This window comes from Nocardioides marinisabuli (assembly GCF_013466785.1).
Classification (GTDB): domain Bacteria; phylum Actinomycetota; class Actinomycetes; order Propionibacteriales; family Nocardioidaceae; genus Nocardioides; species Nocardioides marinisabuli.
In genome coordinates, this window is record NZ_CP059163.1 from 2899206 (window position 1) to 2911667 (window position 12462).

The following is a 12462-nucleotide window of genomic DNA, read 5'->3' on the forward strand; positions in this document are numbered from 1 at the left end:
GGGCGGTAGTTTGATGCCCATGGAGATCAGCGTCACCCGCAACCCCGCGCCCGTCCCCGACGACCGGCTGGCCGAGATCCTGGCCAACCCCGGGTTCGGGACCCACTTCACCGACCACATGTTCACGGTGGAGTGGACCCCCGAGAAGGGCTGGCACGACGCGCGGATCACGCCGTACGGGCCGCTGACCCTCGACCCGGCCACCGCGGTGCTGCACTACGCGCAGGAGACCTTCGAGGGGATGAAGGCCTACCGGCACGAGGACGGGTCGGTGTGGGCGTTCCGTCCCGAGCAGAACGCCGAGCGGATGGCGCGCTCGAGCCACCGCCTGGCGCTGCCGGTGCTGGAGACCGAGGACTTCCTGGCCGCGGTGCGCGCGCTGGTCGAGGTCGACGAGCGCTGGGTGCCCGACCAGGGCGGCGAGAAGAGCCTCTACCTGCGCCCCTTCATGTTCGCCTCGGAGAAGTTCCTCGGCGTGCGCCCGGCCCAGCACGTGACCTTCATGGTCATCGCGAGCCCGGCGGGTGCCTACTTCAAGGGCGGGCTGAAGCCGGTGAGCTTGTGGCTCACCGAGGAGTACACCCGCGCCGGTCGCGGCGGCATGGGCGCGGCCAAGACGGGCGGCAACTACGCCTCGTCGCTGGTCGCCCAGCAGGAGGCCACCGCGCACAGCTGCGACCAGGTGGTCTTCCTCGACGCGCAGGAGATGCGCTACGTCGAGGAGCTCGGCGGCATGAACATGTACTTCCTGCACGACGACGGCACGATCGTGACCCCCGCGACCGGCACGATCCTCGAGGGCATCACCCGCGCCTCGATCATCGAGCTGGCCGCCAAGCTCGGCCACCGCGTCGAGGAGCGCCGCTTCTCGGTCGAGGAGTGGCGCGAGGGCGTGGAGTCGGGCCGGATCCGCGAGATCTTCGCCTGCGGCACCGCCGCCGTGGTCACGCCGGTCGGCACGCTCAAGCACGCCGGGGGAGAGGTGGCCGCGCCCGCGGACACCGGTCCCGCCGGGGGCGAGCTGACCCAGCGCATCCGCCAGGCGCTCGTCGACATCCAGTTCGGCCGCGCCGAGGACTCCTTCGGGTGGATGCACCGCATCGTGTGAGGTGAGGCTACCCTAACTGGGTGACCTCGACCCTGGCCGCGCCGTCGCGCCCTGCCTCGCGGCACCTCGTGACGGTGCTGGGGCTGCTCGTGCTCCTGGCGGTCGCGCTGGCCGCCAGCCTCGCGCTGGGTGCGCGCGACGTCTCGCCGGCCCAGGTCTGGGCCGCGCTGGTCGACCCGGTGGCCGGCGACAACGACCACCTGGTGGTGCGCGACCTGCGGGTGCCGCGCACCCTCGTCGGGCTGGTGGGCGGCGCCGCGCTCGGCGTCGCCGGCGCCCTGATGCAGGGCGTGACCCGCAACCCCATCGCCGACCCCGGGCTCCTCGGGCTCAACTCGGGGGCCTCGCTGGCGGTGCTGGTGGCCATCTCGGGCCTCGGCGTCACCTCGGCCTCGGGCTACCTGTGGTTCGCCTTCGCCGGAGCCGCGCTGGCCGCCGTCGTGGTCTACGGCGCGGCCTCCCTGGGCTTCGAGGGGGTCACGCCGGTCAAGCTGGCCCTGGTCGGCGCGGCGTTCACCGCGACGGCGACCTCGCTGATCACCGTGCTGCTGCTCGCCGACACCCAGGCCCTCGACGACTACCGCTTCTGGCAGGTCGGGTCGCTGGCCAACCGGCCCCTCGACGTGCTGCTCACCGTGCTGCCCTTCGTGCTGGTCGGCCTCGCGCTCGCGCTCGCCGCGGGCCGGGTGCTCAACGCCCTCGCGCTCGGCGACGACGTCGCGCGCGGCCTGGGCCAGGACGTCGCCCGCGGCCGGCTGCTGGTGGTGCTGGCGGTGGTGCTGCTGTGCGGGTCGGCCGTCTCCATGGTGGGGCCCATCGCGTTCGTGGGCCTGGCCGTGCCGCACCTGGCCCGCGCGCTGGTCGGCCCCGACCACCGCTGGATCGTGGTGCTCTCGGCCCTGCTGGGCCCGGTGCTGCTGATCGCCGCCGACGTCGTGGGCCGGCTCGTGGTGCGCCCCGGTGAGCTCGAGGCCGGGCTGGTCGTGGCGCTGGTGGGCGCGCCGGTCCTGCTGCTGATCGTGCGTCGCTCGCGGGCGGTGGCCGCATGAGCGCCGCCGTCGCCGAGCGCACCGAGGTCGCCACCGCCGGGCTGCGCGCCGTACGGCGCCGTCGCCGCGCGCGGCGCGCGGGCGTGCTGGTGGTGCTGGCGGCCCTGGTGCTGGCGTCGTCGGTGGCGGCGCTGGTGCTGGGCGACTTCCCGCTCTCGGTCGGGCAGGTCCTGGGTGCGCTGGTGGGCGCCGAGGACCCCTCGGCGCGCTTCATCGTCGTCGAGCTGCGCCTGCCGCGGCTGCTGCTGGGCCTCCTCGTGGGCCTCGCCTTCGGCCTGGCCGGGGCGCTGTTCCAGTCGGTGCTGCGCAACCCGCTGGCCAGCCCCGACATCATCGGCATCTCGCAGGGCGCCAGCGCGGGCGCCGTCGCGGCGCTGCTGCTCGGCGGGCTGGGCGGGGGCCGCGGTCTCCGCGTCGGCGTTGGCCGGTGGTGCGCTGGTCGGTGTGCTGCTGTACGCCGTCGCGTGGCGGGGCGGCATGACCGGTCACCGCTTCGTGCTCTCGGGCATCGGCGTGGCCTACGTCTGCGCGGCGGTGGTCGGCTACCTGCTGACCCGCAGCGAGGTGAACCAGGCCCAGGTGGCGCTGCGCTGGATGGCCGGCAGCCTGGCCCAGGCCGAGTGGTCGCTGGTGCAGGTGCTGGCCGGGGCGCTGGCGGTGCTGGTGCCGATGGTGGCCCTGGTCGCGCGGCGCCTCGACCTGCTGCTGCTCGGCGACGACCAGGCCGGGAGCCTGGGCCTGCGGCCCGAGGCGGTGCGCGCCTGCGTCATCGCGCTCGGTGTGGCGCTGGCCTGCGCGGCGACCGCGGCGGCCGGCCCGGTGGCGTTCGTGGCCTTCGTGGCCGCACCGGTCGCCCGCCGGCTGCTGCGCGACGGCAGCCTGGCGCTGGTGGAGTCGGCGCTGGTCGGCGTGGTCCTGGTGGTGGGCGCCGACCTGGTCGCCCAGCACCTGCTGCCCGGCGACCTGTCCGTGCCCGTCGGGGTCGTCACCGGCGCGGTCGGCGGGCCCTACCTGATCTGGCTGATGGCGACCGGAGGAACCCGACGTGAGTGAGGAGCAGCGGATGGAGGCAGCGGCAGCGCCGCCCCGGCTGGTGGCGCACGGCGTGCACCTGGCCTACGACCAGCGCCGGGTGGTGCACGGCGTCGACCTCGCGGTCCCGACCGGGCGGGTCACGGTGATCGTCGGCGCCAACGGCTGCGGCAAGTCGACCCTGCTGCGCGGCCTGGGCCGGATCCTGCGCCCGGTGGAGGGCGTCGTCGAGCTCGACGGGCACGACCTGCACCGGATGCGCGCCCGCGAGGTCGCCTCGGTGCTGGGGCTGCTGCCCCAGCAGCCGGTCGCCCCCGAGGGCATCAGCGTCGGCGACCTGGTCGGGCGGGGGCGGCACCCCCACCAGGGCGCCTTCGGGCGCTGGAGCGCCGACGACGCCGACGCGGTGGCGCGGGCGCTGGCCCTGACCGACACCCACGACCTGGCCGCCCGCCGGGTCGAGGAGCTCTCCGGAGGGCAGCGCCAGCGGGTGTGGGTCGCCATGATGCTCGCCCAGGACCCGCACGTCCTGCTGCTCGACGAGCCCACGACGTACCTCGACATCGCCCACCAGGTCGACGTCCTGGACCTGCTCGCCGACCTCAACGAGGAGCGCGGCACCACCGTGGTGATGGTGCTGCACGACCTGAACCTGGCCGCGCGCTACGCCGACCACCTGGTGGTGATGGCGGCCGGCCGGGTCGTGCGCGAGGGGCCGCCGGCCGACGTGCTCGACGAGGACTGCGTGCGCGAGGCGTTCGGCCTCGTGGCCCGCGTGGTCGCCGACCCGGTGACCGGCTGCCCGATGGTGGTCCCGGCGGGGGTCCGGGAGCGTCGAGGTCTGGCTTGCAGTAAGGTTAGCCTCACCTAACAACGACCGGACTCGGCCGGTCCTTCACAGTGAGGAGTGGACGTGTCGTCCCTTCCCCGACGGACCTCCCGGTCCCGCCTGTCCGGTCTCGTCCTTCCCCTCGTGGCGGGCCTGCTGGTCCTGCCCCTGGCCGCCTGCGGCAGCGACGACGCTGCTGAGGAGACCCGGTCCGACGACGCCGCCGGTGCCGAGGACTTCGAGCCGGTCACCGTCGAGCACGCCTTCGGTGCCACCGAGGTCACCGAGCGCCCCGAGCGTGTCGTCACCTGGGGCTGGGGCACTCCCGACGCCGTGCTGGCCCTGGGCGTGGTGCCCGTGGCCATGGAGAAGCTCAGCTACGGCGCCTCCGAGGAGGGGTTCATGCCGTGGCAGGAGGAGGCCTTCGAGGAGCTCGACGCCGGGCAGCCCACCGCGCTGACGCCCGGCGAGGCGCCGCCGTTCGAGGAGATCGCCGCCGCGGCCCCCGACGTGATCCTGGCCAGCTACTCCGGCATCACCGAGGCCGACTACGACAAGCTCACCCAGATCGCCCCGACCGTGGCCTACCCCGACGAGCCGTGGAGCACCCCCTGGCGCGACGTGATCACCACCGTGGGCGAGGTCCTGGGCCAGGACGAGGAGGCCGAGCAGGTGCTCGCCGACATCGACGCCGACGTGGCCGCCGCGGCTGAGGCGCACCCCGAGTTCGAGGGCACCAGCATCGCTGCGGTCGCCATCGACCCGGGCGCCTTCTACGTCTACAGCGCCGCCGACCCGCGCGTGCAGTTCCTCGAGGACCTCGGCTTCACCGTCGCGCCGAGCGTCGACGAGCTCGACACGGGCGAGAGCACCTTCTACTACACGCTCAGCACCGAGAACGTCGACCGGCTCGAGTCCGACGTGCTGCTGTCCTACGCCGCCACGCAGGAGCGGGCCGACGAGATCGCCGAGGACCCGACGTACCAGACCATGGAGCAGTTCCAGGAGGGGCACGTGGCCACCGTCGCGGGCGAGGCCGTCGTCTCCTCGGTCTCGCCGCCGACCGCGCTGTCGCTGACCTACAGCCTCGACACGTTCGTCGACGCCCTGGCCGGTGCCGTCTCCACCGACTGAGGGCCCGGGGTCGGTAGCCTCGTGAGGTGAGCACCTCGCCGGGCAGTGACGCCCTCGCCACCGTCGGCGGCTACACGCTGCTGACCAAGATCGGCGAGGGCGGCATGGGCGTGGTGCACCTGGCCCGCCGACCCGGCGGCGACCGGGTGGCCCTCAAGGTGCTGCGGCCCCAGGTCGTCGGCGGCGACGAGGCCCGCCAGCGCCTCGAGCGCGAGGTCGCCTCGCTGTCGCGGGTGCGCAGCCGGTGGGTCGCCGAGGTGCTCGACGCCGACCCGTGGGGCGACGTGCCGTACGTCGCCACCCGCTACGTGCCCGGGCTCTCGCTGCACGACCACGTCGTCGAGGAGGGTCCGCTCACGGGCCGCGACCTCGTCTGGTTCGCCGGGTGCCTGGCCGAGGGGCTGGCCTCGGTCCACGAGGTCGGGGTGCTGCACCGTGACGTCAAGCCCTCCAACGTGCTGATGGAGGGGCGCACCCCGATCCTCATCGACTTCGGCCTGGCCCGGGTCGCCGACGACCCCCGCCTCACCCACACCGGGTGGCTCATCGGCACCCCGGGCTACCTGGCCCCGGAGATCCTCTACGGCGACGACGCCAGCACCGCCTCCGACGTGCACTCGTGGGCGGCCACGGTCGCCTACGCCGGCACCGGCCGGGCCCCCTTCGGGCGGGGGCCGTCGATGGCGGTGATGGACCGGGTGCGCCGCGGCGAGCACGACCTCCACGGGTTGCGCGGCGACCTGCACGACGTCGTCGAGGCCGCCCTCGACCCCGACCCGCAGCGCCGGCCGAGCCTGGGGGAGATCCTCGACTGGCTGCGCCCGCAGTCGACCCAGGTGCGCCGGCGCCCGGTGCCCGGGCCGCTGCCCGAGGCCGTCGAGACCGCGCCGATGCGCGCCGCCGCGTGGCCCGAGGAGGCCACGCGCGTCGAGCGCGAGCCGGAGCCCGACGACACCTGGGTCGAGGACCGGCCCGCGGAGGACTGGCCCGCGGAGGACTGGCCCGCGGAGGACTGGCCCGACGAGGGTCCGCACACCATGCTCCTGCCCTGGGACGACGAACCGGCGGCCCCGCGGGTGCCGGCGGGGGAGCGGCTGCGGCGAGGCCTGCTCACCCTGGGGGTCGGCGCCGCCGTCGCGGTGGGCGTCGCCGCCGTGCCCTATGCCGGGCTCGCGACGGTGCTGGTGGTCGTCTGGCTGCTGCGCAGCGGGTCCCTGGCCGGCAGCCGCGTCGGCGAGCGCCGGGCCCTGCGCGGCCGGCGCTGGTACGACGCCCCGGTCGTGCTGGTGCGCGCGCCGTGGGACCTGCTGCGCTCCATCCCCTCCACGCTCGTGCTCCAGCTGTGGGCCCTCGGCCTCGCCGCGGCGGCCGGGCTGCTGTGCTACGCGGTCGCCGCCGGCCCCACCACGACGCTGCTGGCCGGGGCGGGCACGCTGGTGCTGGGGCTGTGGTGGGGCCCGGGCGGCTCGCGGGTGCGCTCGCCGCTGGGTCGTGTGGTGCGGCCGCTCTCGGCCGCCCCGGGGCGCTGGGTCGCGGCGCTGCTGCTGGTCGCGGCGGGCGCCGGGGCGGCGGCGTACACGCTGGAGACGCGGGGGCCCTGGTGGGTGCCGGCGCAGGACCAGCCGATCGGATCGCGAGACGCCGCGCCGACCGGCGTGGTCGGTGGCACACTCGAGCACGTGCAGCACCACGCCTCCATCATTCGCTAGCGCGCCGGGACCACCCCGACGCGCCAACCTCTCGTCCGCGGGAGGTTTTTTTGTTGGAGCAGCACCCCGACCAGCACCCGAGCAGCGGAGCAGCAGCGATGGACCTCCACGGCGCCTTCCACGTCTACGACACGACCCTGCGCGACGGCGCCCAGCAGGAGGGGCTCAACCTCAGCGTCGCCGACAAGCTGGCCATCGCGCGCCAGCTCGACGGTCTCGGCGTGGGCTACATCGAGGGCGGCTGGCCGGGGGCGAACCCCAAGGACACCGAGTTCTTCCGCCGCGCCGCCACCGAGCTCGACCTCACCCACGCCCGGCTCGCGGCCTTCGGGGCGACGCGTCGCGCCGGCGCCCGGGCCGCCGACGACCCGCAGGTGGCGGCGCTGCGCGACAGCGGCGCCGGCGTGGTGACGCTGGTGGCCAAGTCGCACGACCGCCACGTCGAGCTCGCGCTGCGCACCACCCTGGAGGAGAACCTGGCGATGGTGCGCGACACCGTCGCCCACCTGCGGGCCGAGGGCCAGCAGGTCTTCCTCGACGCCGAGCACTTCTTCGACGGCTACCGCGCCAACCGCGACTACGCGCTGGAGGTGCTGCGCACCGCCTTCGAGGCCGGCGCCGAGGTCGCGGCGCTGTGCGACACCAACGGCGGGATGCTGCCGCCGTGGGTCTCCGAGGTGGTCCACGACGTCGTCGAGACCACCGGCGGGCGCATCGGCATCCACTGCCACAACGACACCGGCTGCGCGGTGGCCAACTCGCTGGCCGCCGTCGACGCCGGGGCCACCCACGTGCAGGGCACCGTCAACGGCTACGGCGAGCGCACCGGCAACGCCGACCTCGTCACGGTGGTGGCCAACCTCGAGCTCAAGCTGGAGCGCCCGGTGCTGCCGCCGGGGCTGCTGCGCGAGGCCACGCGCATCGCCCACGCCGTCGCCGAGGTCACCAACATCGCGCCGTCGGCGCGCCAGCCCTACGTCGGCACCTCCGCCTTCGCCCACAAGGCGGGGCTGCACGCCAGCGCGATCAAGGTCGACCCCGACCTCTACCAGCACATGGACCCCCTCGGCGTCGGCAACGACATGAGGCTGCTGGTCTCCGACATGGCCGGGCGCGCCTCCATCGAGCTCAAGGGCCGCGAGCTGGGCTTCGACCTGTCGGGCGACACCCCCGAGGCCAAGGCGCTGCTGACCCGCATCACCGAGCGGGTCAAGGTGCTCGAGGGACGCGGCTACACCTTCGAGGCCGCCGACGCCTCCTTCGAGCTGCTGCTGGTCGAGGAGGTCGAGGGCGAGCGGCCGTCGTACGTCGACGTGGAGTCGTGGCGCGTCATCACCGAGACCCAGCCCGGCCCCGGCGAGGAGGCGCTCTCGGAGGCCACGGTCAAGCTGCGCGCCCAGGGGGTGCGCTACGTCGTGGCCGGCGAGGGCAACGGCCCCGTCAACGCGCTCGACCACGCCCTGCGCTCCGCGATCGGCCAGGCCTACCCCGAGGTCGCCAGGCTCGAGCTGGTCGACTACAAGGTGCGCATCCTCGACCAGGGCCACGGCACCGACGCGATCACCCGCGTGCTCATCGAGACCGCCGACGGCGAGGGCTCGTGGGTCACCGTCGGGGTGGGCCACAACGTCGTGCAGGCCTCCTGGGAGGCCTTGCTCGACGCCGTCACCTTCGGCCTGCGCCGCCACCACCGCTGAGGACGGCCGAGCAGTCACTTGTGAACCATCGAGCGGTCACTTTCGACCGCTCGACAGGTTCGCAACTGACTGCTGGATGGTTCAGAAGTGACCGCTCGGCGGCCGGGTGAGGCAGGTCACTGCCGATGGGGAGGGGTGCGGGAATGCCCAGCACGCCCAGGAGGTTGAAGTTTGTATGACTTCTACTCGTGTCGCTGTGCTCGTCGGCAGCCTCCGCGCCGACTCCCTCAACCGTCGCATCGCCGAGGGCCTCGTGGCCAGCGCCGCCGACGGCGTCGAGCTCGAGATCGTCACCGGGCTCGACGAGCTGCCCTTCTACAACGAGGACGTCGACGGGGACACCCCGCCCGCCGGTGCCGCGCGCCTGCGGGAGACCGTCGCCGCCGCCGACCGCGTCCTGGTCGTCACCCCGGAGTACAACGGCACCATGCCCGCGGTCCTCAACAACGCCATCGACTGGCTCTCGCGTCCCTACGGTGCGGGCGCCCTGGTCGGCAAGCCCGTCGGTGTCATCGGCGCCACCCCGACGCCGTACGGCGGCAGGTGGGCGCACGCCGACGTCGTCCGCTCGGCCGGCGTCGCCGGGGCCACCGTCGTCGAGGACGTCACCGTCTCGCAGTCGGCGCTCGAGGTCGACCCGCTGACCGACCCCGAGGTGCAGGAGAAGCTGGCCGCCGCCGTGCGCACGCTGGTCGACTTCACCTCTGCTGCCGCGGCCTGAGGCCGCGCATCCCGTCAGGCCGGCGGGCGGGTCAGCAGGACGTAGGCGTAGTGCGAGTCGAGCTGGTCGCGGGTCACCAACGTGAGCGTGTGCGGACGCAGGCCCTCCGACTCGCAGAGGGTCCAGAAGTCGTGGACCGCGAAGGTCGTCCCGGCGACCCGTCGCTGGTAGTCGCGCCGACGGATGGCTCCTGAGCGCGTCCCGTCGTCGTACTTGAACTGGATGACCGCGGCCCCGTCCTCGACGAGGACCCTGCGCACGGCCCGCAGCACGCGCACGGCTGCCTCCCTGGAGGCCAACAGCTCGAAGACGTAGAAGCACACGACGAGCTCCACCGTCTGCTCGCCGACGGCGTCGACGGCCTGCTGGGGGGCCTCCGGTTCCGTCAGGACGGCACGGACAGCGCGCCCGGTGCGCGCCAGGACCTGCCGGCGGCACTCCTGGAGGCTCGCCGCGGAGATGTCCACCACCACGAGCTCGTCGCACAGCGGCGCGAGCGCGACCGCGTTGGCGCCTCCGCCGCACCCCCAGTCTACGATCCGTCCAGCAGGGACATCGCGACCCAACGAGGCCAGGAGCCTGCGTGTGACGTCGACCTGCGCCGGACCCACAGCGCTCCACTTCTCGCCCAGGCCGGACTCCCAGTGCGAATCGGCCTCCCAGCGCGGTGCCGAGACACCGGCCCAGTAGGCCGCGGCCTGTGCGTCGAGCTGGCGCGCAGACTGCGGCGGGGCCCACTGACGCGCGGCTGCACGGACTCCGCCCAGTACCGACCTACCAGCGCTGACAGCAGCTTTGGTCGACGACATGTCGGTCCCTCCTCATCGAGATCTCGGTCCGAGCCGGATGACTCCTGGGGGGAACGGGCTCGACCGCCACGCTGACAGGTCTCCGCGCCGCCTCGGACGGAACACCGCGGTATTCATCTGTTCGGGGTAGTGCCCGGCGGCCTCGCAGCGGGGATAGGTTGGCGCGGTGGCTGACCTGCACGACCTGACAGCGCTCGAGCAGGGGGCGCTCGTCCGCCGCGGCGAGACGTCCCCGCTCGAGCTCGCGGAGCACTACCTCGACCGCGTCGAGCGCCTCGACGACGTCGGCGCCTTCGTGCACCGCACCGCCGAGCAGGCTCGCGAGCGGGCCGCCGCCCTCGGCGCCGTGCCCCCCGAGGGTGCCGGGCCGCTGTGGGGGGTGCCCACGGCCGTCAAGGACCTCCACCTGACCGCCGGGGTCCGCACCGCCTTCGGCTCCGCGGCCTACGACGACTTCGTGCCCGAGGTCTCCGACGGCGTCGTGCTCTCCCTCGAGGAGGCCGGGCTGGTCAGCCTCGGCAAGACCGCGACCCCCGAGTTCGGCTCGCCCTGCTACACCGAGCCCGAGGGGCACCCGCCGGCGGTGACGCCCTGGGACCGCACCCGGATGGCCGGCGGCTCCTCCGGGGGCGCCGCGGCCGCCGTGGCCGCCGGGCTGGTGCCGCTGGCCCAGGGCTCCGACGGGGGCGGCTCGATCCGGATTCCCCGCCTCCTGCTGCGGTCTCGTCGGCCTCAAGCCCGCGCGCGGACGCATCAGCGGCTTCCCCATGTACGGCGACCCGATCGGGCTGGCCACCGCCGGCCCGATCGCGCGCACCGTGCGCGACGCCGCCGCCCTCCTCGACGTGCTGGCCGGCCCCCGCACCGGCGACCCGAGCTGGGCCCCGGAGCCCGGCACGTCCTTCCTCGACGCCTGCGACCGCGAGCCCGGCCGGCTGCGGATCGCCCGGTTCGCCGAGCCCGTGATCGCCGACGTCGCCGTGGACCCCGAGTGCCTGACCGCCTGGGACGACGCCTCCCGGCTGCTGGAGCGGCTGGGCCACGAGGTGGTCGACGTGCCGGTGCCGATGAACCGCGACGCCGTGCCCGTCTTCCACACCTGCTGGGCGGTGCTCACGGCCATGTCGAGCGCGCCCGAGGGGCGTGAGCACCTGCTGCGACCGCTCACCCGGTGGCTCAGCGAGCGTGGCCGCGCCGTGACCGGCCCCGAGCTGGGCCTGGCCATCGGGGCGATGCGCCGCCACGCGGCCGAGGCGGTGCGCGCGCTGGCGGCGTACGACGCCGTGCTGACGCCGACCCTGGCCGCGCCGCCGCTGCCGGTCGGGGCGCTGCGCGACGACGCCGACCCCGCTGCCGACTTCGAGGCCCAGAAGCGCTTCACTCCCTGGACCTCGGCCTGGAACGTCACCGGCATGCCCGCCATCAGCCTGCCCCTGCACTGGACCCCCGACGGCCTGCCCGTCGGTGTCATGCTCGCCGGCCGGCCCGTCGGCGAGGCCGGGCTGCTGGCCCTGGCCGCCCAGGTCGAGCAGGCCGCGCCCTGGCACCACCGGAGGCCGCCGGGCTGGTGAGGCCCTCGGGGTCGTGGCCCGGGTCGTGGTTTGAGTCGTGGCCTGGGTCGTGGCTCGGGTCGTGGCCCGTGACCGCGGCATGACGCGTCCTCAGGCACACGACCCGGACCACGACCCGGACCACGACCCGGACCACGACCCGGACCACGAGTGGGCGTGGGGACGCGGGCTCAGTCGTCGCCGAGGCCGCGGGCGTGCAGGGCGTCGCCGGTCTCGTGGGCCCGGGCCACGACCCGCACCACGAACGGGGTGACGTAGGCGCGGGGGTGTCCACCCAGTCCGCGGGCCCGCGCCGCGTCGCGGGTCTCGAGCGCGAGGCCGACAGTGCCCGGCAGCGCCCCGATGGCCATCGAGAAGGTCAGGGCCACCCGCTCGGGGTCGACCCCGACCCGTCGCAGCGGGCCGACCCACCGCACGATCGCGTCGAGCATGGCGTTGACCGACGTGGTCGCGCTGACCACGATCGCGCCCAGCGCGAGCGCCAGCAGGTCGACCAGCGTCTCCACCGCCTTCGCCGGCCCGTCGATCCACCACTGGAACGCCGAGACGACCACCGCCAGCACCAGGACCAGCCGGGCCGCACGCAGCAGGGTGGCCAGGTCGGTGCGGGCCACCAGTGCGGCGAGCAGCGCCAGGCCCAGCCACACCCACGAGGCCGGCATCGAGCGCACCAGCACCACCGAGAGGCTGAAGAGCGCCAGCGCGCCCAGCTTCGCGCCGACCGGAAGCCGGTGCACCAGCGTGTCGCCGGGCCGGTACGCCGCGACCGTCACCGCGCTGCTCATCGGGGGCTCATCGGGGGC

At 74.5% G+C, this 12462-nt stretch carries 10 protein-coding genes and 2 pseudogenes; 10 read left to right on the top strand and 2 right to left on the bottom strand.

All coding sequences use genetic code 11. The annotated features are described in order from the left end of the window. Positions 1-19 precede the first annotated feature (19 nt). From H0S66_RS13860 to H0S66_RS13895, 9 genes and pseudogenes are all read left to right on the top strand, one after another. Complete coding sequence (locus H0S66_RS13860; RefSeq protein ID WP_179615905.1) at positions 20-1108, top strand: branched-chain amino acid aminotransferase; 1089 nt, start codon at positions 20-22, stop codon at positions 1106-1108. A gap of 20 nt (positions 1109-1128) precedes the next feature. Beyond that, a complete protein-coding gene (locus H0S66_RS13865) occupies positions 1129-2157 on the top strand; it encodes a FecCD family ABC transporter permease (protein ID WP_179615906.1) in 1029 nt (342 codons plus the stop codon). Next, positions 2154-2483: pseudogene (locus H0S66_RS21065) on the top strand (iron chelate uptake ABC transporter family permease subunit); the annotation flags it as partial. The gene H0S66_RS13865 and the pseudogene H0S66_RS21065, both read left to right, overlap by 4 nt. 118 nt (positions 2484-2601) lie before the next feature. Next, positions 2602-3210 carry an iron chelate uptake ABC transporter family permease subunit gene (locus tag H0S66_RS20560; RefSeq protein ID WP_258016918.1) on the top strand — a complete coding sequence of 203 codons (609 nt, stop codon included), beginning with the start codon at positions 2602-2604 and terminating at the stop codon, positions 3208-3210. Beyond that, on the top strand, positions 3203-4060 hold the full coding sequence (locus H0S66_RS13875; RefSeq protein ID WP_258016919.1) for an ABC transporter ATP-binding protein: 858 nt from the start codon (positions 3203-3205) through the stop codon (positions 4058-4060). Before H0S66_RS20560 ends, H0S66_RS13875 begins: the two co-directional genes overlap by 8 nt. 102 nt (positions 4061-4162) lie before the next feature. Beyond that, positions 4163-5152, top strand: a complete 990-nt coding sequence (locus H0S66_RS13880) for an iron-siderophore ABC transporter substrate-binding protein (protein ID WP_219633574.1) — start codon at positions 4163-4165, stop codon at positions 5150-5152. 26 nt (positions 5153-5178) lie between these two features. After that, positions 5179-6861, top strand: coding sequence for a serine/threonine protein kinase (locus H0S66_RS13885; protein WP_179615908.1), 1683 nt, complete (start codon positions 5179-5181; stop codon positions 6859-6861). Positions 6862-6959: 98 nt separating this feature from the next. Then, entirely contained in the window at positions 6960-8558 is a 1599-nt protein-coding gene (gene cimA, locus H0S66_RS13890; RefSeq protein ID WP_179617406.1) for a citramalate synthase, read from the top strand. Positions 8559-8754: 196 nt separating this feature from the next. Continuing rightward, positions 8755-9279: an NADPH-dependent FMN reductase gene (locus H0S66_RS13895; RefSeq protein ID WP_258016920.1), complete on the top strand. Its 525-nt coding sequence runs from the start codon at positions 8755-8757 to the stop codon at positions 9277-9279. 14 nt (positions 9280-9293) lie between these two features. Here the strand turns inward: H0S66_RS13895 and H0S66_RS13900 are convergent, their stop codons facing one another. After that, a complete protein-coding gene (locus H0S66_RS13900; protein ID WP_246305150.1) occupies positions 9294-10088 on the bottom strand; it encodes a class I SAM-dependent methyltransferase in 795 nt (264 codons plus the stop codon). 166 nt (positions 10089-10254) lie between these two features. Here H0S66_RS13900 and H0S66_RS21070 point away from each other — a divergent pair. Continuing rightward, positions 10255-11659: pseudogene (locus H0S66_RS21070) on the top strand (amidase). A gap of 170 nt (positions 11660-11829) precedes the next feature. On the opposite strand, the gene H0S66_RS13910 reads toward H0S66_RS21070, so the two are convergent. Further along, positions 11830-12444, bottom strand: coding sequence for an energy-coupling factor transporter transmembrane component T family protein (locus H0S66_RS13910; RefSeq protein WP_179615912.1), 615 nt, complete (start codon positions 12442-12444; stop codon positions 11830-11832). Positions 12445-12462 lie beyond the last annotated feature (18 nt).

Coding starts and splice junctions, on each gene's coding strand:
- H0S66_RS13900 (WP_246305150.1), bottom strand. CDS start 10,088: ATGTCGTCGACCAAAGCTGCTGTCAGCGCTGGTAGGTCGGTACTGGGC.
- H0S66_RS13910 (WP_179615912.1), bottom strand. CDS start 12,444: ATGAGCAGCGCGGTGACGGTCGCGGCGTACCGGCCCGGCGACACGCTG.
- cimA (WP_179617406.1), top strand. CDS start 6,960: ATGGACCTCCACGGCGCCTTCCACGTCTACGACACGACCCTGCGCGAC.
- H0S66_RS13860 (WP_179615905.1), top strand. CDS start 20: ATGGAGATCAGCGTCACCCGCAACCCCGCGCCCGTCCCCGACGACCGG.